The 22,727-nt window shown below is 29.0% G+C and carries 16 protein-coding genes; 13 read left to right on the top strand and 3 right to left on the bottom strand.

Annotation, left to right across the window (positions count from 1 at the left end; genetic code table 11):
• Positions 1–14 precede the first annotated feature (14 nt).
• The 8 genes from Q3287_RS03170 (at position 15) to Q3287_RS03135 (ending at position 15,323) form a co-directional block, all read left to right on the top strand.
• Entirely contained in the window at positions 15–1,619 is a 1,605-nt protein-coding gene (locus Q3287_RS03170; protein WP_407963510.1) for an NAD(P)/FAD-dependent oxidoreductase, read from the top strand.
• 123 nt (positions 1,620–1,742) lie between these two features.
• Entirely contained in the window at positions 1,743–3,371 is a 1,629-nt protein-coding gene (locus Q3287_RS03165; RefSeq protein ID WP_054277650.1) for a Na/Pi cotransporter family protein, read from the top strand.
• Between the two features lie 350 nt (positions 3,372–3,721).
• A complete protein-coding gene (locus Q3287_RS03160) occupies positions 3,722–5,071 on the top strand; it encodes a glucose-6-phosphate isomerase (protein ID WP_054271725.1) in 1,350 nt (449 codons plus the stop codon).
• Between the two features lie 153 nt (positions 5,072–5,224).
• Entirely contained in the window at positions 5,225–6,304 is a 1,080-nt protein-coding gene (locus Q3287_RS03155) for a S1C family serine protease (RefSeq protein ID WP_054277648.1), read from the top strand.
• Between the two features lie 344 nt (positions 6,305–6,648).
• Entirely contained in the window at positions 6,649–7,557 is a 909-nt protein-coding gene (locus tag Q3287_RS03150; protein WP_054277647.1) for a trans-4-hydroxy-L-proline dehydratase activase, read from the top strand.
• A gap of 4 nt (positions 7,558–7,561) precedes the next feature.
• Entirely contained in the window at positions 7,562–9,931 is a 2,370-nt protein-coding gene (hypD, locus tag Q3287_RS03145; RefSeq protein ID WP_407963509.1) for a trans-4-hydroxy-L-proline dehydratase, read from the top strand.
• Between the two features lie 297 nt (positions 9,932–10,228).
• On the top strand, positions 10,229–11,032 hold the full coding sequence (gene proC, locus Q3287_RS03140) for a pyrroline-5-carboxylate reductase (RefSeq protein WP_054271721.1): 804 nt from the start codon (positions 10,229–10,231) through the stop codon (positions 11,030–11,032).
• A 649-nt stretch (positions 11,033–11,681) separates the two neighbouring features.
• Complete coding sequence (locus Q3287_RS03135) at positions 11,682–15,323, top strand: EAL domain-containing protein (RefSeq protein WP_407963508.1); 3,642 nt, start codon at positions 11,682–11,684, stop codon at positions 15,321–15,323.
• A 252-nt stretch (positions 15,324–15,575) separates the two neighbouring features.
• Here the strand turns inward: Q3287_RS03135 and Q3287_RS03130 are convergent, their stop codons facing one another.
• The gene (locus Q3287_RS03130) at positions 15,576–16,157 is read right to left on the bottom strand and encodes a TetR/AcrR family transcriptional regulator (protein WP_054277645.1); all 582 of its coding nucleotides are present in this window, start codon (positions 16,155–16,157) and stop codon (positions 15,576–15,578) included.
• Positions 16,158–16,337: 180 nt separating this feature from the next.
• On the opposite strand from Q3287_RS03130, the gene Q3287_RS03125 reads away from it, so the two are divergent.
• The gene (locus Q3287_RS03125) at positions 16,338–16,523 is read left to right on the top strand and encodes a hypothetical protein (RefSeq protein WP_407963507.1); all 186 of its coding nucleotides are present in this window, start codon (positions 16,338–16,340) and stop codon (positions 16,521–16,523) included.
• 271 nt (positions 16,524–16,794) lie between these two features.
• On the opposite strand, the gene feoB is transcribed toward Q3287_RS03125, so the two are convergent.
• Together feoB and Q3287_RS03115 are read right to left on the bottom strand one after the other, a co-directional pair.
• Positions 16,795–18,738: a ferrous iron transport protein B gene (gene feoB, locus Q3287_RS03120; protein WP_407963506.1), complete on the bottom strand. Its 1,944-nt coding sequence runs from the start codon at positions 18,736–18,738 to the stop codon at positions 16,795–16,797.
• A 17-nt stretch (positions 18,739–18,755) separates the two neighbouring features.
• Entirely contained in the window at positions 18,756–18,974 is a 219-nt protein-coding gene (locus Q3287_RS03115; protein WP_021386230.1) for a ferrous iron transport protein A, read from the bottom strand.
• 206 nt (positions 18,975–19,180) lie between these two features.
• On the opposite strand from Q3287_RS03115, the gene Q3287_RS03110 reads away from it, so the two are divergent.
• The 4 genes from Q3287_RS03110 to pepF all read left to right on the top strand — a co-directional run bounded on the left by Q3287_RS03110 (position 19,181) and on the right by pepF (position 22,594).
• Positions 19,181–19,690, top strand: a complete 510-nt coding sequence (locus Q3287_RS03110; RefSeq protein WP_054277642.1) for a Gx transporter family protein — start codon at positions 19,181–19,183, stop codon at positions 19,688–19,690.
• A 77-nt stretch (positions 19,691–19,767) separates the two neighbouring features.
• A complete protein-coding gene (locus Q3287_RS03105) occupies positions 19,768–19,929 on the top strand; it encodes an aspartyl-phosphate phosphatase Spo0E family protein (protein WP_161803447.1) in 162 nt (53 codons plus the stop codon).
• A 149-nt stretch (positions 19,930–20,078) separates the two neighbouring features.
• Positions 20,079–20,744 carry an MgtC/SapB family protein gene (locus Q3287_RS03100; RefSeq protein ID WP_054271717.1) on the top strand — a complete coding sequence of 222 codons (666 nt, stop codon included), beginning with the start codon at positions 20,079–20,081 and terminating at the stop codon, positions 20,742–20,744.
• Positions 20,745–20,809: 65 nt separating this feature from the next.
• Positions 20,810–22,594: an oligoendopeptidase F gene (gene pepF, locus Q3287_RS03095; RefSeq protein WP_054277641.1), complete on the top strand. Its 1,785-nt coding sequence runs from the start codon at positions 20,810–20,812 to the stop codon at positions 22,592–22,594.
• The last annotated feature ends 133 nt before the right edge of the window (positions 22,595–22,727 follow it).

The following is a 22,727-nucleotide window of genomic DNA, read 5'->3' as shown; positions in this document are numbered from 1 at the left end:
GAGAGGAAAACAATATGTTAAGAGTATCTAATATAAAACTTGGAATCGATAAAGATATATCTTTATTAAAAGATATTGTACTTAAGAAGCTAAGAATAAAAGAAAAAAGCTTAGTTAAATATAGTATATATAAAGAATCTATAGATGCTAGAAAAAAAGGAAAAATGGAGTTTGTTTATTCTGTAGATGTAGAAGTTAAAGATGAAGATAAAATACTCAGTTCAAAAATAAAAGATGTAACAAAAATAAAGGAAATCAGATATGTAAATGTAACCATAGGTGATAAAAAATTAAAGAATAGTCCTTTAGTAATTGGCAGTGGACCAGCAGGCTTGTTTGCAGGTCTGATTTTGGCTCAAATGGGTTATGAACCAATCATACTTGAAAGAGGTCTTGATGTAGACAATAGAACTAAAGATATAAGTGATTTTTGGACAACTAGAAAATTTAAAAATAATTCAAATGTTCAATTTGGTGAAGGCGGAGCAGGAACTTTTTCAGATGGCAAACTTACAACTAGAATAAAAGATATACGATGTAGAAAAGTACTAGAAGAGCTAGTTCAATTTGGAGCACCAGATGAAATATTGTACTCACATAAGCCACATGTAGGAACAGATATATTAAAAAATGTAGTTAAAAATATAAGAAATGAAATAATAAATCTAGGTGGTCAAGTTAGATTTAATTCAAAAGTGACAGATGTAGTCGTATCAAATGATTCTATACAATCTGTAACAATAAATGATACTGAAAAGATAGATACAGATACAGTTATATTAGCTGTTGGACATAGTGCAAGAGATACTTATGAAATGTTGTATTCGAGAGGTGTAAAAATAATTCAAAAGCCTTTTGCAATAGGAGCTAGGGTTGAGCATCCACAAGATTTAATAAATAAAGCACAATATAAGGAGTTTTACAATCATCCTAGATTAGGAGCAGCTGATTATAGACTTATAGAGCATGTTTCAAATGGAAGGACAGCATATACTTTTTGTATGTGTCCAGGTGGTAGTGTAATAGCATCTGCATCCAATGACTTTGAAATAGTTACTAATGGCATGAGTGAACATGCCAGGGATAAAGTAAATGCGAACAGTGCATTTTTAGTAAATATAACTCCAGAAGATTTTAAAAGTGATAATCCTCTGGCAGGTGTACATTTTCAACAAGAATATGAAAAATTAGCTTTTGAATTAGGTGGAAAAAATTACAATGCACCAGTTCAACTTGTTGGAGACTTTATCAATAATAAAACTTCTACAAATTTAGGTAGTGTTGAGCCATCATATAGACCTGGATATACACTTACAAACTTAAGTGAATGTCTACCTGACTTTGTAACAGAAACTATGAGAGAAGCATTCATATCTCTTGATAAAAAACTGAATGGATTTGCGATGTATGATGCTGTTTTAACTGGAGTAGAAACTAGGTCATCATCTCCAATAAGAATAGTAAGGGATGAGGAGACTTTAGAGTCAATAAGTGTTAAGAATCTATATCCATGTGGAGAAGGTGCTGGATATGCAGGTGGGATAGTTACAGCGGCAGTTGATGGTATAAAATGTGCAGAAAAAATAATACAAAAATACAGTAATAATACAAAAATTTAACATAAATTTAATGATTTTTTAATATTTAACATAAATTTAACATTACTACTCCTATAATTTGATAAAATACAATAGGTTATAAAATTTTTAGAAACATTAATCTCTTTACAAGGAGGAAATAATTTGAACATTATAATAAGTCTAATGGGTGGATTAGGTCTGTTCTTATATGGTATGAACCTTATGGGAGAAGGTCTACAAAAATCTGCTGGGACAAAGCTAAAAAAGATAATAAAATTACTTACTAGTAACCTATTTATGGGAGTTCTAGTAGGTACAGGAGTTACAGCAGTAATACAAAGTTCAAGTGCTACTACTGTAATGGTTGTTGGTTTCGTAAATGCAGGTATAATGACCTTAAAACAGGCAATAGGAGTTATAATGGGTGCCAATATAGGTACTACTGTTACAGCTCAATTGGTATCTTTTGATTTAACTGGTATGGCTCCAGTAGCATTAGGAATAGGTATCATACTTTATTTATTTGGAAATAAGCCTAGAATAAAAAATATAGCTGAAATACTTATAGGTTTTGGTATATTATTTACAGGTATGGATTTTATGAAAATGGCAGTTGAGCCATTAAGAGACTATCAAGGATTTACTGACTTATTAGTTACATTTGGTAGATATCCACTACTTGGATTATTATTGGGATTTGGGATTACAGCAATAATACAAAGTTCAAGTGCATCTATGGGGATGTTGGTTGCATTGGCAGCAGAAGGTCTAGTGCCATTATCAGCAGCATTGCCAATTCTTTATGGTCAAAATATTGGTACTTGTGTAACTTCACTGTTATCGAGTATTGGAGCCAATAAAAACGCACGAAGAGCAGCTATGATGCATCTAATCTTTAATGTTTTAGGGACGGTGATATTCCTAATATTATTAAATAAACCAGTAGTAAACCTGGTTACAAGTTGGGACCCAAGTAATGTCGCAAGACAAATAGCTAACACACATACACTGTTTAATATAATATCTGTCTTAATACTATTACCATTTACAAAGATTATCATAAAGTTAGCAATAAAACTTGTTCCTGATAAAGAAGGCGATATAGATGAAGATGAAGCTAAGACTATTAAATATATAGATGATAGAATGATAGAAACTCCTTCTATAGCCCTTGCAAATACGATAAAAGAAGCACTTCGTATGGGTGAAAAGGCTAAGGAAAGTTTAAATGCATCTATGGAAGCTCTAGTAGAACATTCAACTGAAAAAATAGACAAGACATATAGACGAGAGAGATTAATCAATGATTTACAGAAAGCTATTTTGAATTACTTACTTAAACTTTCAAAAGCACCTTTAGATGATGATTCAAGAGAAGTTGTGGATACCTTGTTTAACACAGTTAATGATATAGAAAGAATTGGTGACCATGCTAAAAATATAGCTGAATTATCACAAGTTGCAATAGATTCAAATATTTCTTTCTCCGAAGAAGGACAATCTGAACTTGATGTTATGTACAATAAAGTTGTTTCAGCATATACTTATGCATTAGAATCAATGAGAACTGATAATGTAGATTTGGCTTGCAAGGTTATAAAAATTGAAGAGCAAGTTGATATAATGGAGAAATCTTGTAGAGCTAATCATATGTATAGATTGAATAATAATTTATGTAGTATAGAGAATGGAGTTATTTATTTAGATGTAATAAGTAATCTAGAGAGAATATCTGACCATGCTGTCAACATAGCACAACAAGTTATAGCTAAGAGATTAGGAAATGATTAAAAATAATATAAAAATTAAAATAGAAAATCAATAAAAAAAGAAACTCTAAATGATAAGTTTAGAGTTTCTTTTTGTTGAATCAGTTATTTATAATGTAGTTATCTTGAGTGTATAACTATTTACAATGAATATATTTTAGTATTTACTAAAAATTCAGACAAGTAATGATTTCTCATAATTTTATTTGATTAAAAATTTATAATTTATAGATACTTATAGTATTTAGAAGAATCGATTTCCTGATAACAAATGGTGATATATGTACAATTTTGTGGCAAACTTTTAAAAAAAACACCTATATTTTGTGTTATAATCTCTTTAAAACGAATATGCTGAAAAGAGGGATTTAAATGGGAAAAATAAATTTTGATTATAGTAAAGCTACGGAGTTTTTTTGTCAAAACGAAATAGATGTTATGCAACCATATGTAGATGTTGCACATGACATGTTACATAATAAAACAGGTCTAGGAAATACTTTTTTAGGTTGGATAGACCTTCCTGAAAATTATGATAAGGAAGAGTTTGATAGAATAAAAAAATCAGCTGAAAAGATAAAATCTGACTCAGATGTTCTTTTGGTGATAGGTATAGGAGGCTCTTATTTGGGTTCAAGAGCTGCTATAGACATGGTAAGTCATTCTTTTAGAAATGGACTTAAAAAAGAACAGAGAAAGGCTCCAGAAGTATATTTCGTAGGACATAATATAAGCTCAACATACATCATGGATTTATTGGATGTAATTGAAGGTAAAGATATCTCTGTAAATGTAATATCTAAATCAGGAACTACTACAGAACCAGCTCTTGCTTTTAGAATATTTAAAGACTATTTAGAGAAAAAGTATGGTAAAGAAGAAGCGAGAAATAGAATTTATGCAACAACAGATTCAAGTAAAGGTGCACTTAGACAGTTAGCTACAGAAGAAGGGTATGAGACTTTTGTAATACCAGATGATGTAGGTGGTCGTTTTTCTGTATTAACAGCAGTTGGATTACTTCCTATCGCTGCTGCAGGACTTGATATTGATGCTATGATGAAAGGTGCAAATGATGCTAGAGAAGCATTTCAAAATCCTGATTTAAAAAGTAATGATAGTTATAGATATGCTGTTGCTAGAACAATTTTACATAGAAAAGGAAAAGATGTAGAGCTATTGGTTAACTATGAGCCTCAATTACATTATGTAAGTGAGTGGTGGAAACAGCTTTATGGAGAAAGTGAAGGAAAAGAAAATAAAGGTTTATTCCCTGCTTCTGTAGATTTCTCAACAGATTTACATTCTATGGGTCAATATATCCAAGATGGAAAAAGACTTTTATTTGAGACAGTACTTAATGTTGAAAACTGTAAAAGAAATATAACTATAAATTCAGAAGAAGTAGATTTAGATGGTCTAAACTATCTAGCAGGTAAGACTGTAGATTTTGTCAATCATAAAGCCTTTGAAGGAACTTTATTAGCTCACACAGATGGAAAAGTACCTAATTTAGTAATAAATATACCTCAATTGGATGAATACAATTTTGGGTATTTAGTGTACTTCTTTGAAAAAGCTTGTGGAATAAGTGGATATTTATTGGGAGTTAATCCATTTGACCAACCAGGAGTAGAAGCTTACAAGAAAAATATGTTTGCTTTACTAGGTAAACCAGGTTATGAAAAAGAAAAAGAAGAATTAGAAAAAAGACTTAAATAATTTCAAATAGTTAAGGTTTAATTAAGATTAAAATAATATAATGAAATCATCGAAAAGGAGTTTACTCAAAATAGATGATTTCATTTTTTTATGAAAAATTGGGAAAAATATATTTTGATAATTTATATTATATTAGATAGGGAGTGGTATGAGATGTCAAGAAGAAAGAAAGGTATAAGTTTAGTAATATTAGTCGCTATAATAAGTTCAATACTTAGTAGTTTGCTAACAATAATTTTAGTTAAAGATAATTTAGGAAGTAAAAGTACAGGCAACTCTACGCCAATAGTTGTAAATGATGATGGTAAGAGTCAAAATATTTATCAAGCAGTTGCAGAAAAAGCCACACCATCTGTTGTAGGTATTACGACAACTAGCGTTGATACTAATAATATGTTTGCAATTCCAACTGAAACACAAGGTGTAGGAACTGGAATCATAGTAGATTCAAATGGTTATATACTTACAAATTCTCATGTTATATCAGATGGTCAGGCTACAAGTGTAAATGTACTATTTAATGATGGTTCAACAACTTCAGGTAAAGTCGTATGGTTTGACCAGCAACTTGATTTAGCTATAGTTAAAGTCGATAAAACTGGATTAACACCAGCAGAATTTGCTGATAGTGATAAAGTAAAAGTTGGAGATATATCAATAGCAATAGGTAATCCACTTGGATTAGATTTCCAAAAAACAGTTACTCAAGGTATAATAAGTGGATTAGATAGAACTATACAAACAGAAAAAACTAATATGACTGGTTTATTACAAACTGATGCAAGTATAAATGCAGGAAATAGTGGAGGACCATTATTAAATCAAAAAGGTCAAGTAATTGGTATAAACACAGCGAAAGCTTCTCAAGCAGAAGGATTAGGATTTGCAATACCAATTAATACAGCTAAAAGCATAGTTGAAGAAGTAATAAAAACTGGAAAATATGAAAAAGTGACTTTAGGTATAAAAGGTACAGATGTATCAAACTATGAAGCAGCTACAGGTACAAAATTAAGTACTGATAAAGGAGTTTATGTTGCAGAAGTAATATCTGGTTCATCAGCAGAAAAAGCTGGAGTAAAAGTAGGAGATATTATAACTAAAGTAGGAGATGCAAATATAACAGGTATGAATGACCTAAATAAAAAACTATATACTTTCTCAAAAGGAGCTAGTACAAAAATTACAGTAAATAGAGGCGGAAAAGCAGTAACAATAAATGTGAATTTCTAAATATGACTAGAAAGGTAGAGACTACATGATAAAGTGTAGTCTCTATTTTTATTTAATTTTTATAGCATATACATCTAAATTAACAAAAATAATATATTGTTTATGTATTATAGCTATATTTACTTATAAAAATAAATTTAATAAATATTTAAATTTAATTTATAAAATCAATATAAATATCATAATAAAATAAAATTTTTTAATATCACTAAAAAAATATAGACAAAATAATAACAAGTATAGTATTATGTAATTGTAGAAATGCTTTTCATAGATGTAGTATATGAAGATGAATTGCATAATAATGAAAAAATGGAATGGATATTATTTAGGGGTGAAAAATTATGAATCCATTAGTTATAAATTTACAAAAATGTAGTATACATGATGGACCAGGAATAAGAAGTACAGTTTTTTTTAAAGGATGTCCACTTGAATGTGTTTGGTGTCATAATCCAGAGAGTCAAACATATACAAAACAAGTTTTGTATAATGAAGAAAGATGTTCAAGATGTGAAGCATGTATAAACATATGTCCTCATAAAGCAATTTTCAAAGGTGAAACAAAAATATGTTTAGACCAAGATAAGTGTGAATTTTGTGAAACTTGCTTAGACTATTGTGTAAACAATGCAAGAGAGATTGTCGGTCAAGAGTATTCTGTAAAAAGCTTGGTTAAAGAGATAGAAAAAGATAGAATTTTCTATGAAGAATCAGGTGGAGGGGTAACTCTATCAGGTGGAGAAGTAATGGCTCAAGACATGGATTTTATTTGTGGAGTAATAAATATGTGCAAATCAAAGGGGATTCATGTAGCAATTGATACTTGTGGTTACGCGAAGTCAGAAAATTATGAAAGAGTCGCAAAATGTGCAGATTTATTTTTATATGATATTAAGCTTATTGATGAAGAAAAGCACATAAAATTTACAGGAAAATCAAATGACTTGATATTAAAAAATGTCAAACTTTTGAGTGAATTAGGAGCTAACATAAATATAAGGATACCGCTAATTGTAGGGGTAAATGTAGATGATGAAAATTTAGAGGTTAAAAAAATGATAGAATTTTTAAAGCCTTTGAATATAAAAGCTGTAAGTCTTCTTCCATATCATAATATTGGAAAACACAAGTATGATAAAATTTATAAAAAGTATGAGGGAGAAGAGTTACAAAGACCAACTGAAGAAAAATTAGAAGAAATAAAAAGGCTGTTTGAAGCAAGTAATTTCAATACTAAGATTGGGGGGTAATAAAATGTCAAGAGGAACTTTTGAGAGAACTAAAAAATTAAGAGAAGAAAGTGTTAATGCAGAACCACACATATCTATTGAAAGAGCAGTACTTATGACAGAAGCTTATAAAAAATACGAGGGAAGTGTAGAGATTCCTGTACTTCGTGCTTTATCATTTAAGCATTATATTGAGAATAGAACTCTTAGCATAAATGATGGAGAATTAATAGTAGGTGAAAAAGGTGATTCTCCTAATGGAGCACCAACATACCCAGAAATTTGTTGTCATACATTAGAAGATTTAGATGTAATGCATAACAGAGATATAATAAATTTCAGTGTATCTGAAGAAGCTAGAAAAATACAACAAGAAGAAATAATACCTTTCTGGAAAAAGAGACAAACAAGAGAAAAAATAATAAATGCAATGACACCAGAATGGCTAGCAGCATATGAAGCAGGTATGTTTACAGAGTTTATGGAGCAAAGAGCTCCTGGGCACACAGTTTGTGGAGATACAATATATAAAAAAGGGTTTTTAGATTTAAAGAAAGATGTAGAAGCAAGACTAAAAGAATTAGATTTTCTTAATGATTTAGATGCATATAATAAAAAAGCTGATTTGGAAGCTATGGCAATAGCTTGTGATGCAATGGTGATATTAGGTAAGAGATATGCTGAGAAAGCAAGACAAATGGCAGAAGAAGAAACAGACGAAGCTAAGAAAAAAGATTTATTACTAATTGCTGAAACATGTGATGTTGTACCAGCTCATAAACCACAAACTTATCACCAAGCTATACAAATGTACTGGTTCGTTCATATAGGGGTTACTACTGAACTTAATATATGGGATGCCTTTACTCCAGGAAGACTTGACCAGCATTTAAATCCTTTCTATGAAAGAGATGTAGAAAGTGGGATACTAGATAGAGATAGAGCGCAGGAATTACTTGAATGTTTATGGGTTAAATTTAATAATCAACCAGCACCACCAAAAGTTGGTATAACATTAAAAGAAAGTAGCACATATACAGACTTTGCAAATATAAACACTGGTGGAATAAATCCAGATGGTCAAGATGGTGTTAATGAAGTTAGTTATATAATACTTGATGTTATGGATGAAATGAAGTTGATACAACCAAGTTCAAACGTTCAAATAAGTAAAAAAACTCCTCAGAAATTCTTAAAGAGAGCTTGTGAAATATCAAGAAAAGGATGGGGTCAACCAGCATTTTATAATACTGAGGCAATAGTGCAAGAACTTATGGAAGCTGGAAAGACTATAGAAGATTCAAGACTTGGTGGAACTAGTGGTTGTGTTGAAACTGGATGCTTTGGTAAAGAAGCATATGTTTTAACTGGATATATGAATATTCCAAAAATACTTGAATTAACATTAAATGATGGATATGACCCAATTAGCAAAAAGCAAATAGGTATAAAAACTGGAGACCCTAGAAGTTTTAAATCTTATGAGGAATTATTTGAGGCATTTAAAAAGCAATTACACTATATGATTGATATAAAAATAGAAGGAAATGCTGTAATAGAAAATATATGTGCAAAACACATGCCTTGCCCACTTATGTCTACAATAGTTGATGATTGTATAGAAAAAGGCAAAGACTATCAAAGAGGTGGAGCAAGATACAACACTAGATATATACAAGGTGTTGGTATAGGAACTATAACAGATAGTTTAACAGCAATAAAATACAATGTATTCGATAAGCAAAAATTTGATATGGATACATTACTTAAAGCACTTGATGCTAATTTTGAAGGATATGAAGCTATACTTAATTTAGTTTCAAATAAGACTCCTAAATATGGAAATGATGATGATTATGCTGATGAAATAATGCAAGATATATTCAACACATATTATAATGAGGTAACTGGTAGACCAACTGTTTGTGGTGGAGAATATAGAGTAGATATGTTACCAACAACTTGTCATGTATATTTTGGTGAAATTATGGGAGCAAGTCCAAATGGTAGACTTTGTGCAAAACCAGTTTCAGAGGGAATCTCACCTGAAAAAGGTGGAGATACTAATGGACCTACAGCAGTTATAAAATCTTGTGCTAAGATGGACCATATAAAAACTGGTGGAACATTATTAAATCAAAGATTTGCGCCATCAGTAGTTCAAGGGGAAAAAGGATTGGATAATATGGCTAATCTAGTAAGAGCATACTTTAATATGGATGGGCATCATATACAATTCAATGTATTTGATAAAAATGTATTATTAGAGGCTCAAAAAAATCCTCAAGATTACAAAGACTTAATAGTTAGAGTTGCAGGATATAGTGACCATTTCAATAATCTAAGTAGAACACTACAAGATGAGATAATAGGAAGAACTGAGCAAACATTCTAGGATTGTTTGTAAACAAAATTTATTACTATGTAAAAACACAACTGGTATAATAGAGTATATACTATAGATACCATTTAAAAAATTTCAGATTAATTATGAGCTAACTTTCTAAATTGGAAGTTAGCTCGTTAAGTTTAATGAAAAAATCGTTAAATTTATATTTAATAAGCTTTATACAGAGCAATAATTTATATTAATAATATTAAGTTTTATGTGTATAAGACAATTTTAAGCAGTTAAAATATAGTTAATTTAGCTACTTTAAAATAAAAACTAATAGAAAAAAGGAGATTTGATATGAAAACTTTAGGATTTATTGGTTCAGGAAATATGGGAAGTGCAATGATAGGTGGTATAGTAAAATCAGGTCTAGTAAAAGCAGAAGATATAACTGTATCAGACTTAAGCCAAATCGCTTTAGATAAAGTAAAAGCAGAATTTTCAGTAAACACTACGACTGATTCAAAGGTAGCTGTTTCAAATTCTGATGTAATATTAGTCGCACTTAAGCCTAATATATGTGAAAAAGCTTTAGCTCCACTTAAAGAATTAATAGATGCAGATAAAATAATAGTGTCAATAGCAGCAGGAAAAACTATAGAAGCATTGGAAAATATTATAGGTTCAGATAAAAAAATAGTAAGAGTAATGCCAAATACTCCAGCTCTTGTTGGGGAAGGTATGTCAGCTCTTTGTAAAAATAATAATGTGACTGATGAAGAATTAAATATGATTAAGGCTTTATTTGAATCATTTGGAGAGGCAGAGATAGTATCAGAATATTTAATGGATACTGTTACAGGTGTTAGTGGTTCTTCTCCTGCTTATGTGTTTATGTTTATAGAAGCTATGGCAGATGCAGCAGTATTAGCTGGTATGCCAAGACAACAAGCTTATAAATTTGCATCACAAGCAGTTATGGGTTCAGCTAAGATGGTTCTTGAAACTGGTAAACATCCAGGTGAATTAAAGGATATGGTTTGTTCTCCAGCAGGGACTACTATAGAAGCAGTTAGAGTATTAGAAGAAGAAGGGTTTAGAGCAGCAGTTATAAAATCTATTGTTGCCGCTACAGATAAATCTAAAGATATGAGTAAATAATAAATTAAGAATAATATAAAAATAAATGTCTCAAAATAAATTCTTTAGTTTGTTTTGAGACATTTTCTATAGATATTAGTAAATATATTTTATAAAAAGAAGGACTTCTTATATTTTTTCCTTTTAAATTATGTAAATAGATGCTAATTTATTTACATACAAATTTATCTATAGAGTTGATATTTTTGATTTTATGCTATAATATAATCTTTCTATAAATAACTAGTAAAATCTATTCTTTTATTGTATTTTGTTATATAATATTATAAATATGTATTCATAATATTGATAAAGTAATAGATGTGAATGAAAGATTAAAATAGGTATTGAGAAGATGTATATTTATTCATATTTCTAGTAAAAAGTTAATGACATTTTAAAATAATTACAATAATAAATCACCTATTTCTAGATACTATGTAATGTTTTTTACAGATATATTTTAATCAAGTCTTATGTTGGAGTGTTTCTTTAATGAGACCTATTGACATTAAAAAATAATATTAAGACAAATTTAAAAAATTTGAGCTTGAATTTAAGGAACTTATTTTATTTTTCAAAAATGAAGTAAGCTTTTTTATTTTATTACAATGAGCACATATTGATTTATGTAAAAAGTAAATTTAAAAGATAAAAAGAGGTGATTTGTATGTGTAATGAAAATCATAAAAAAAACCACCAGCTTGCTTCAGAAGAATTTTATAAAGAAGTAGGAAAAAAATTAAAGAAAATTAAAACTACTAAACAGGCATTAACACTAATTACATTAGATTTTGATAATTTTAATTATATAAATGACTTCTTTGGGTATAAGGCTGGAGATTCAACACTAGAAAAGATAAGTGAACATTTTAATACACATCTTCAAGGAGATGATATTTTCTGTAAAGTTCATGCGGACCATTTTTTATTCTGTTTGCATACAGACAATCAAGTAATTGCATCACAAATGTTTTTACAACTTACAGACTTAAAGAAGGCATTGGAGAATATTCTTCCACCACATTATAATTTAGTTGCAAGTGCAGGAATTATTGTGGTTAGAGATGATGCCATAACACTTTCTGCATTACTTGATAAAGCAAACTATGCTCGTAAAAAATCTAAGGGAAATACCTTGAATACATTTAGCTTTTATGATGATAAAATGAGTCAGGAAGTTGAATGGAAAAAACAAATTACATTTATGATGGACTTCGCATTGAAAAATCATGAGTTTGAAATGTATTTACAACCAAAATTGTTAATTAAAACGGGTGAAGTTGTTGGAGCAGAGGCACTTGTACGTTGGAATAGTTCTGAGTTAGGTATGATTTATCCAGATAAGTTTATTTCAATCATGGAGCAAAACGGATTTATTAGACAACTTGACTTTTTTATGTTGGAGGAGGCCTGCCATTTCCTAAAATGTAGCAAAGAAAAGGGAATACCACAGCTTCCTATCTCAGTTAATTTCTCTAAAGCACATTTACAAACAGATAAATTAGTTGAAAAAATTTTTCAAACTGTAAATCGAATAGGTGTATCTACTCATATGATTGAAATTGAGTTTACTGAAAATTTATTTTCAGACAATATTAATAAATTAATTGAAATTGTTTCTGAACTTAAAATGCTTGGCTTTAAAGTATCTCTAGATGATTTTGGAAGTGCTTATTCTTCTCTTAATTATTTAAAAGATATTCCAATTGATATTGTCAAGATTGATAAAGCATTTTTAAATGCATCCACTAATACAGATAAGGGAAAGATTATTATTGCTAAAGTTATAGAACTGATTAAATCTCTACATATCTTATCAGTTATGGAAGGCGTAGAAAATGATGAACAAGTAAAATTTCTTCAAAAGCTAAACTGTGATTTAGGGCAAGGATATTTTTATGCTAAGCCAATGCCTGCTAGTAACTATATCGATTTTGTTAATAGTGGCTCTGTTATTGAAGATATACAGAAACATATTAGTGGAAAGACTGAAGAAAAACAGGATAAATCTCATATTTATGTAATTCCACAAGAATTTCAAATGGATAACTGGGAACTTTATACACTAGGTAAAAATATTGACATGGGTCTAATGAAAGGTTATCTCGATGGAGAAGCAACAGTTCAGTATGTCAATGACCGTGCATTAGAATATCTTGGTTACACTAGACAAGAATTTAGAGAAGTATTTAATAACAGTATAGTTGCATTTACACATCCAGATGATGCGCATATTGTTCAGAAGAATGCAGAGGAACTTATATCTAGTGGAAAGCCATTGAAATTTCAAACTCGTGCTATTCGTAAAGATGGAAAGATTATTGTGTTACAAGGGCGTTCTTCATGTATTATTGATAATCAAGGAAGACCTGTTGGTTTATATGCATTTCAAGATGTTACAGATGAATTGGATAAAACTGTACAATTAAAGCAATCTCTAGAAAATAAAATAAAAGAATTGGAAGAATCTATAGCATCTGAACAAGAAACCAAAGAAGCACTTCTTATTAGTGAAGAGAAATATCGTATTATTATAGAACAAAGTGATGATATTATGTTTGAATGGGATTTTAAATCAGATACAATTATATTTTCTGGAAGGTATGAAACCTTATTTGGATATTCGCCTTTTACAAGGCATATTACTGCTAATAGGGAAGTACGTAATAAGATTCATCCAGATGATTTAGAAGTTTTCGAAGAATGGATTGTAAATACATATAAAAAACCAGGATATTCAGTATCTAGTTATCGAATTAAGGATATTAAGGGGAATTACTTATGGATGAATTGTCGTTCAACTGCTATTTCTGATAGTAAAGGAAATATAATTAGAGCTGTAGGTGTATTTTCTAATATTAATGCACAAAAACAACAATTAGATGACTTAATTATAAAATCACAGTTAGACCCATTAACGAAATTATTAAATAAAGCTGAATTTAAAAATAGAATTGACCAATTTCTAAAATCATCCAATAATAAATTAGGTGCTTTCTTTATTATAGATATTGATAATTTTAAAGGATTGAATGACACTCTTGGTCATCAGTTGGGTGATAATATATTAATAGATGTAGCAAATAAAATAAGTGGTGTTTTTCCTGAAACAGATATGATTGGAAGAATAGGTGGTGACGAGATTGCAGTATACTTTCCTTATACAGATAGTAATATAATTAGAAGTAAAGCAGAGCATTTATCTCAATCACTTAGATTATCTTATTATGGTGCTGTAAGTAAGTATGAAATTTCAGGAAGTGTTGGAATATCTTTCTATCCTGAACATGGTGATACTTTTAATATGCTTTATCGTTTTGCTGATATCGCTCTTTATAATTCCAAAAATAATGGAAAAGATAGATATACTTTATATGATAATAATATTACAAATTCTCTTTTGGATAATAGCAATCAAGTAGAATATACAACCAATTTTTTAAATACATATTTTCAAAATGATATAACTTTTCGTGTTTTTGAAATGCTTTATGAAACAAAAAATGTATCTAAAAGCATTCAAAATATATTAAAGTTATTAGGTGAAAGATATAACATGGATAGAATATACATTTTTGAAATTGATGAAAAAAAACAACAGATTAGTAATACATATGAATGGTGTGCTCCAGGTATTTCATCTGAAATTGATTCTTTACAAAATATTCACTTAGGAGAGATTACTTCATATATAAGTCAATACAGTAATGAAGGTATTTTTTGTTGTAAAGACATTGAAAATACAACACCTGAGATTCGCAATATTTGTGCTCCACAGGGGATAAAATCCCTTCTTCATTGTGCCATATATAATGAAGGCGTTATGACTGGTTTTATTGGTTTTGACGTATGTAGAGAGAATTATAGTTGGACAGGAGAGGAGATTGCTATTATTGGATACATTTCTCGAATTCTTTCTGTATTTTTAATTAAGAACACTACAACAACAAAATTACGAACTAGCTACAAGAATTATGAAGAGATGGTAGAAAACCTAAATGGACATGTTTATGTTATTGACCCTAATACTTATGAAGTACTTTATGTAAATCGTGCAATTCAAGAATTAGGGCTTAGTACTGGTGAATCTTGTTATAAAATGGCGTTTGGTTCAGAGGAACCTTGCAAAAATTGTCCTATAAATAACTTTAATGATGAAATTCATTATGCGTCAGAAGAAATTTATTCTGAGGTATTAGATAGATGGGTAAATTCAGCAGCTTCAAAAATGAAATGGGAGGATGAGAAAGACGCAGTTCTAGTTTGCTGTACTGATATTTCAAAATATAAACATAAGGCTACAATATAGACTACTAAAATTTAGTGATTCTGGTATTCTTAGTTAATGAAAAGAAAATATATTATATTTAGCAATAAAATCAGAAAATTAGTGTTAGTTAATTTGTTTACTAGACAATTGACTGCAAAAGAGAAATTAGATAATATATTAGTTGATAGAAAATAACATGAACAAGTCTATAATTAATAGATTAAAATAGATTGACAATAATTAAAAATAAATCCCTATAATACTTTTAATAGTGATGTAGGGATTTTTAGATTATATTTTGTTTTTTAATCCATAGATTCCTTGAGAAATAAATGTACTGATAGTTTTTGCAGTTTTTTCTGGTGTTTTTGAATTGTTTATAACATATTCCATGGAAAGCATTTCTAGACAACTATCTACAATTCCTCCTACGATAAAAGCATCTAAAATATTTACGGTTTCTTTATCTTCTATTGTATGATTGCTTTCTTGAATCCCTTTTTTTAATATCTCTTTATACTTATAAAAAAAAGAAGCATTTTTACCATTACAAGATAAGTTTCTAATTGTATCAGCATGTTCTTGAAAAAATATAACTACCTTCAAAATCTGGGGATATGGGTTTTCAACAATATCATAGATATCATATTCTTTCATTGTACACAGGCATTTATTTAATAATTCTTCTTCTACTTGCTCCTGTACATCATAAATATCCTTAAAATGTGCATAGAATGTACCTCTACTTATATCGGCTAATTCTAAAATCTTGTTTACAGTAATTTTACTTACATCATTATGCATACTTAGTTTAATAAATGCTTGTTTTATTGATTCTCTTGATTTTCTTATATCTCTTCTTTCTTTTTTCATATTTTAACCATCTCCAATAGTCCTTAATAATTTTTTGATATATGTATAAATTTATACAAATTTAATTTAATTTGTATATAATTATACAAAATATTTAGAATTTATACGTTGTGTATAATATTATATAATAGTATACTCTATTTAAAATAAAAATCAAGGATTTAGAAAGGTAGGACATATATGAATAGTGTAAAAAAAGAAATAGAGAATATTGTATCTTCTTCTAAAAGAATCGGAAATGCATATCGTGATACTGGTATTGAAGTTGGAAAAGCTTATGCAAAAGCAGGTAAAAAAACTGCAAGATTATTCAAAGAATTATATGATAGTGAAGAAACATTTGAGGTACAAACAAAAGAAAAGTAATTTATAGAAATATATTAGTTATTGAGTGAGAAAGTATTACTTTTTATTGTTATAAATGCAATGAAACTATATTACATAGATTCTATATCAAATTAGGTAACTAAATAAATATTTTGAATTTATGACAAAAACCTACAAAAAAGAAGCTATCACATAGCAATTTAAAATTGTTTGTGTGATGGCTTCTTTTATTGTCATAATAAGATTTTTGTAGAAACTATCTTTAAAGGATAGTCCCTTAAATTTATTTTCAAATTAAAATATTCATATATTAGTGTGTACTGCTTTTTTTATTATCTTTCTCATCTGAGCAAGAATTAGAACTTGGACATCCAGAACAACCAGAGCATCCACTACAGCCATCTCCATTCTTTGTAGACTTGAATTTATTAAATAAAATCACAAATGCAAGAACTATAATTATTCCACCTATCAAAGCTTCCATTATTGAATTACCCATAAATAATACTCCACCAATACTTTTAACTATAAATGCCATTACCCATGCTAATATAAACTGATATGCAAATGATGCAAACATCATTTTATTGCCGTATTCTTTTTTCATAGTTGCAAGTGCAGCTATACATGGAGTATATAAAGCAGTAAATATCAAGAAAGTATATGCAGTAACTCCATTAAATATTGTTGGCAATACAACAGTTAGATTACCATATAGTATGTTTAAAGAGTTTACCACGATTTCTTTTGCGCCAAGGCCACTTAAAATAGCAACTGAAGTTCTCCAATCATCAAAACCAAGAGGCTTGAATATAGGGGCTATAATATGACCTAAGGTAGCTAAAAAGCTTACATTTATATCTTCTGTATATCCAAAAACATTAAATGAAGAAAGTCCCCAAATTACAACTGACATTGCAAACATAACAGTAACAACTCTTATTAAGAAACCTTTTGATTTATTCCAAGTATTTTTAATAAGTGCATCTATAGTAGGTATTCTATATTCTGGCAATTCTAATATAAATGGTTCAGATTCTGTTTTAAATGCTATTTTATTTAAGAATAGTGCAATTACTATTGCCATAACTATACCAACTAAGTATAGTGATGTAGTTACTAAGGCAGCATTATGTGGGAAGAATATAGCTACAAATAGTGCATATATAGGCAGTTTTGCTCCACAAGTCATAAGTGGCGCAATAAGAGCTGTGACTCTTCTATCTTTTTCACTTTCCAATGTTCTAGTTGCCATTATAGCTGGAGAAGAACATCCCATACCCATAACAATAGGTATAAAAGCTTTACCAGATAGGCCAACTTTTCTCATAACTTTATCCATTAAAAATGCTGTTCTTGACATATATCCACTATCTTCAAACAATGATATACCAAAAAATAATGTGAATATTAGAGGGAAGAATGGTAAAGTCCCACCAACACCTCCAATTATACCATCAACTATAAGTGATTTAAACCAAGGGCTAGAGTTAGATAACATATCACTAGCAGGTGTAGAGATATAAGTTTCTATAAGACCAGCAAAGCCCTCTTGTAATGGTCCTCCAACCCAATCAAAGGTAAATTTAAATAAGAGGAACAATACACCAATAAATATTGGATAGGCTAATATAGGATTTAAAACTATATTGTCTATTTTATCACTGATAGATTTTTTTTCTGTATATGTAGTTTTTGTACATCTTGATAAAATGGATTCTAATTTTTTGTATGTTTCCGTTTCACTTCCAAAGTTCGTTTGATATATAAAAGATTTTTGAGTAGCTTCTTTAATTTCTTCTTCTATTTTTTCAACACCATTTTTCTTCTTTGCAATAATTGGAACAACAATTACTCCAAGTTCTTCACCTAATTTTTTAGCATCTATATTAATACCTTTAGATTCTGCTATATCTAACATATTAAGAAGTATGACTATAGGTCTATTAAATTGCATAAGTTGAGTCGTTAAGTAGAGATTTCTCGATAAGTTAGATGCATCAACTACATTCACTATTACATCAACATCCTCATTTTCTAAATATGATTTAGAAACCTTTTCTTCATTTGAGAAAGTATCCATTGCATATATACCTGGTAAATCTACAACCTTTATTTCTTTCCCAATAAATCCTTCTTTTTTTTCTATAGTAACACCAGGCCAGTTACCTACATATTGATTTGAACCTGTAAGTAGGTTGAAAACAGTAGTTTTACCAACGTTTGGGTTTCCTAATAATGCTACATTAATCACAGGTAGCTCCTCCTCTATTATTGTAAAGAAATATTTTTAGCATCAGATTTTCTAATAGCAAGGTCAAAGCCTCTAAATCTGATTATAATTGGGTCTCCAAATGGAGCAACCTTTTTAACTTCTATTTCAGTACTATTTATACATCCAAGTGCAAGTAATCTTTTAGATAATTTAATATCTCCATCTATACTATTAATAAGTCCTTTTTCTCCTATTTTTAAATCGTAAACAGTCATTATTAGCACCTCCTAATGAAATTCATTATCATTAAAATTGTAACAAGTATGATACAAAAAGTCAAGAATTATAGAGGCAATTGAACATTGAGACCCCTAATATTTATTCTAAATAAATTAAAAAATATTTTAATCTAAATTAGGTGTTTTTATATCTTTTGTATTATAATGTAAGATGATAGATAAAATTTGGAGGAATTAACTTAATGAAAACTAGAAAAATGACATTTTTAGGTCTTATGATAGGGTATAGTTTAGCTTTATATGTATTAGAGACATATATACCAAATCCTCTTATAGTTATATTTCCAGGGGCAAAATTGGGTTTGAGCAATATTATAACTTTAATTTCATTAATGTTGTTAGGTGTCAAAGATACTGTTATAATTGTTACTATCAGGGTAATTTTGTCATCAATATTCGCAGGTCCTTTGTCCTATCTTCTATTTAGTATAGGAGGAGCTTATCTAAGTCTTTTATTTATGTATTTAGCAAGTAAAATAAAAGGTCTATCATTGATAGGGGTAAGTATCATAGGTGCAATAGGACATAATATAGGTCAATTAATAGTTGCAAGTTTAATCATAGAAAATATACTTGCTATAGGATACTTACCATTCATGTTAATGGCATCATTAGTAACGGGTATGTTTGTAGGCTTAGTGTCTAGGTATACAGTACCCAAGCTGGAGCATTTTTATAGTAAGTTTTATTGACATAATATTGACAAAATATAATATTGTTTGATAAAATGTATATAAAAATATACAAATTTGTAATAGTGGTGATTATTATGGCGAACAGTGAATTAGAAGCGTTAAAAAATGAGATTGAAGCAGTTAGAGAAGAGATAAATACATACATAGAATATCCAGAAATATTTCAAGAAGAGTTAGTAGAATCAAGTAAGAAAATAGATATATTAATAAATAAATACATGTACTTAAGCAAATAGCCCACAGTTGTGGGTTTTTTTGTATCAAAAATTAACAGATAGCCATATTTTACATATATTAATAATAATATTAAGATATAAAATAGTATTTCTGGTGTGTAAATTATCTGTAGGACATAATTATGATTAAGTCAGGAGGGGTTTATATTATGGTTGATATAGGAAGTAAGGAAATAGCAATAAGATTATTTTTAGCCCTAATAATTGGAGGAATAATAGGTTTAGAGAGAGAAAAAATAAGACAATTTGCAGGATTTAGGACACATATATTAATAGCAATAGGTTCTTGTATTGTTTCAATAACTTCAATTCAGTTGTTTTCTGATTATAATTTATATACAAATGCTGACCCAGCAAGAATGCCTGCTCAGGTATTATCTGGAATTGGTTTTTTAGGAGCAGGAGCAATTTTAAAAAATAAAGGTGGAGTAAAGGGGCTTACTACAGCTGCTGGGATGTGGGCAACTGCATGTATTGGAATAGCAGTAGGTTATGGTTATTATGAATTATCAATTTTAGGTGGGCTATTTGTAATGATAGCATTATTTGTACTTAGGATAATAAATACTTTTCTATTCAGTCAAGAAAAAAATGTTTTGATATTAAAACTAAGTAATTTGGATTCGATACCTTTTTTATATGATAAATTTGAAAAAAGTCAACTTATTGTAAGAAACATGGAAATAGAATGTCGTAATGAAGAATACTGGAAGGTTAATTTTTTTGTATCTTATGGCAAGAGAATACACTTACATGATGTTATGAAAGAAATAAATATGATAGAAGGAGTAATAAATGTAGATTATTTGGACTAAAATATATACAATATATTTTGTAAAGAGAATAAAATATAAATCAAATCAAAATAGAGGTGTATTATATGGAAACTGATAGAAGTAAAATAGAAGAAAAGTATAAGTGGAAGATAGATAAGATGTATTCTAGCAAAGAAGACATCGAAAAAGATATAAGCAAAGTAAAAAGTCTTATTCAAGAAGTAAAAGAATATAAAGGGAAAGTTTCTGAGAGTAAAGAGAATTTATATAAAGTATTAAATATTTCTGAAAATGCATCTAGAATTGTTCAAAATCTATATGTATATACTCATATGAAACAACATGAAGACACTAGAATTAATGACAATCAAGGTAGAGCTACTAAGACAGAGATGTTATCAACTGATTTGGGTGTAGCTACTTCTTATATAGTTCCAGAAATACTGGCTATAGAAGAGAATAAATTGAATGAATATTTAAAGGATGAGAAGTTATCTTTTTATACAAAGTATATCAAGGATATATTAAGAGATAAACCTCACACTTTGAGTGAGAAAGAAGAAGAAATACTTGCAGCTACATCAGAATTATCGACGGTTCCAGAAAATGTATATGATATGTTAACATATGCAGATATGGAATTTCCTGAGATTGAAGATGAAGAAGGCAATAAAGTTAAGCTTTCTCATTCTAATTACTCTTTATTTATAAAAAGTAAAAATGGTAGAGTTAGAAAAGATGCTTTTGAAGGTGTATTTTCAACTTATGGAAAATATAAAAATACATTTGCATCAACACTTTATGGTGGTGTAAAGTCAGAAATATTTTATGCAAAAACTAGAAAATATAATTCAGCAATAGAAGCTTCTTTATTTTCAGATGATGTAAGTTTGGATGTCTACAATAATCTTATATCAGCTATAGATGAAAGTCTCCCTACTTTGAATAAATATGTTGAACTTAAAAAGAAATTTTTAGGTCTAAATGAAATACACATGTATGATTTATATGTTCCTTTGACAGATAAGTTTGACATGGATATACCATATGATAAAGCACAAGATATCATATTAGAGGCACTTAAGCCTTTGGGAGAAGAGTACTTGAAAGTTATAAAAAGTGCATTTGAAGAAGGTTGGATTGATGTATATGATAATGAAGGTAAAAAAGGAGGAGCTTATTCTTGGGGAAGTTATGATTCGCACCCTTATATATTAATGAGTTATAAAAATGACCTTAATTCTCTATTTACTTTAATTCATGAGTTAGGGCATTCTGTCCATAGTCATTATTCAAGAACAAGTCAGCCATTTTTATATTCGGACTATAAAATATTCGTTGCAGAAGTTGCATCTACTTTAAATGAATTACTTCTTATAAATTATTTATTAGAAAATTCTAAGTCTAAAGATGAAACTATATATCTATTAAATTATTATTTAGAACAATTTAGGACTACAGTTCATAGACAAACTATGTTTGCTGAATTTGAGAAAATTGTACATGGAAGGGTAGAGAGTGGAGAGCCACTTACTGCTGATGAATTTACTGACATATACTATAAATTAAATGAAAAGTATTATGGAAAATCTGCAATAGTAGATAAACAAATAGGAATAGAGTGGGCTAGAATCCCTCATTTTTATTCAAACTTCTATGTATATAAGTATGCTACAGGATTTTCGGCTGCAAGTGCTTTAAGCCAACAGATACTTTCAGAAGGTAGTACTGCTGTAGATAGATATATAAACTTTTTAAAAAGTGGAGGGTCAGAGTATCCTCTAGAACAATTAAAATCTGCTGGTGTAGACATGACAAAAAAAGAGTCTATAGAGGAAGCCTTGAATGTATTTGCTGGTTTAGTTAATAAACTAGAAAAAGAGTTATAGAATATAATAAATCAATCAAAGACAACTTAAAAAAATTAAACTAATTTAGAATATACCCTATGAAATTAAATTTTTACATGCATTTAACAATATTTACACTTACTTAACCTCGCTCTAATATTCACTTAACAAA

This window comes from Clostridioides sp. GD02404 (assembly GCF_045898275.1).
In the GTDB taxonomy this organism is placed as follows: Bacteria; Bacillota; Clostridia; order Peptostreptococcales; family Peptostreptococcaceae; genus Clostridioides; species Clostridioides difficile_A.
Note: the sequence above shows the minus strand (reverse complement) of the source record. Positions and strands in the feature narration are given on the sequence as shown.